The 1,559-nt window shown below is 54.7% G+C and carries 2 protein-coding genes; both read left to right on the forward strand.

Translation table 11 applies throughout. The annotated features are described in order from the left end of the window. Positions 1–529 (forward strand): mechanosensitive ion channel family protein (locus K9U38_RS21865; RefSeq protein WP_224496466.1); only part of this gene is annotated, 529 nt, incomplete at its 5' end. Positions 530–668: 139 nt separating this feature from the next. After that, the gene (locus K9U38_RS21870) at positions 669–1,004 is read left to right on the forward strand and encodes a hypothetical protein (RefSeq protein WP_224496467.1); all 336 of its coding nucleotides are present in this window, start codon (positions 669–671) and stop codon (positions 1,002–1,004) included. The last annotated feature ends 555 nt before the right edge of the window (positions 1,005–1,559 follow it).

Genomic DNA, 1,559 nt, shown 5'->3' on the forward strand with positions numbered 1-1,559 from the left:
GAGTGGCAGCTACAAGGGCACCGTTGAATCTTTCGGCATCCGCTCTGTCAAACTGCGCCATCATCGTGGGCCAATTTTTACTGTTCCGTTCGGTTCATTGGGCGCGGTACAGAACATGAGCCGCGATTGGGTCATCGACAAATTCTTCATCTCGGTCAACTACGACGCGGACATCGCCAAGGTAAAAAAGCTGGTTAAGGGGGTCGGTGCGGAGCTGCTCCAGGATGAGGAATTCGGTCCCCAGATCATCGAAACGGTAAAGATGAAGGGCGTGGAGGACTTCGGCGATTATGGCATCAAGCTAAGCTTCGCCATGATGACGAAACCAGGCCATCAGTCCACCATCCGGCGGCGGGCTTACGCGATGATCCGCGAATCCTTCGTGGAAAACGACATTGGATTTGCCTCACCAACGGTGCAGGTCGCCGGCGAGGAGCATTCGGGAGGTGCAGTGGCCGCTGCGGGCGAAACGATCGCACGCAAGAAGGCCACTGAAGCAAATCTGAAATTGGTGGAGGGTGGAAGCTGAGCTGACGGCGCAACAACCAGAAACGAGTCTTCTAACCCAGACACAAAGTGCCGTCGGGTTAGTGACAGCGACCAGCACCAGCGCGCCACCTTTTTAGCCAAGGGGAGCCCATCAACCCAAGCTCTGAGAGGATCAAAAAATGACCGTATACGTGGCCGAGATTTCAGGACGAGGAATTGTGGCTTTTGACGCGGCAACCGAAGATGATGCTAAGGCGCGTCTGTCGGACAAGGGGTTACGGCGGGACCTGCATGTGTTCCAAAACCAAGGCCGTTCCCTCTGGGATGGTGTCTCGGAAATCAATTTGCGTGGAGCGCTCCCGAGGGAGGCCGAAGCCTGGCAAGCTAGTCGCGCTACGGCGGGCCAGTCGGGCGAGCCTGGTGGTCACGAGGACTGGCGAATCTTCCTGCTCCCAGTCGTCGATCCTTCGCAATTCGACGATAACGATGATGATGACCGAGACGATGGCGACTAACGTTAGGAGCTCACAATGCGAAGCTTGGTCTTGTTGATCTGAATTCGTGGATTGAGGCTTCGCCAGCGCAATGGCTCATCGGCTATAGGCTTTTAGCGACTTCGCAGCGCATCCCGGTAAGTTTTCCGGTTCAGTTGCTCCCTGACCACTTTCGCAATGTCCGGTTTCTCCTCTTTGTCGCCACCACATGCCCTTTCCTCAGGGCGAAGAACCACAAACCGCGGGTAATGGTTCCAAGGGAGCAAATGCAAATACCCGAAATTATTCAGTTTCTGGGATTAGGGCGGCGGCACCTCAGCTTCGGTGCTCAAGGTTAAAAGGAAAGTCTTTAGGGTCGCCTGCAAATAGCATTTTGGGCGAAGTCCACCCTGCACCTATAGAAGATAAAGCGCTTAGATCCGTCGTAGCTGTCGCAAGACCAGAGGCACTTTACGTGCGGGCACGTCCAAATATTGTAATAATGGTGACTACTCGTTCAGATCGTCAGCGGTTCGGTCCTGTTTTTCCCACACGTTGATGCCGATTTTGCCGCGTCGGAATAGGGGCAATGCTGAT

It is taken from the genome of Phyllobacterium lublinensis (genome assembly GCF_020164435.1).
Lineage (GTDB): Bacteria > Pseudomonadota > Alphaproteobacteria > Rhizobiales > Rhizobiaceae > Phyllobacterium > Phyllobacterium lublinensis.

Bases quoted from the DNA above. Each gene is read 5' to 3' on its own strand.
- K9U38_RS21870 (WP_224496467.1), top strand. From the start codon at position 669: ATGACCGTATACGTGGCCGAGATTTCAGGACGAGGAATTGTGGCTTTT.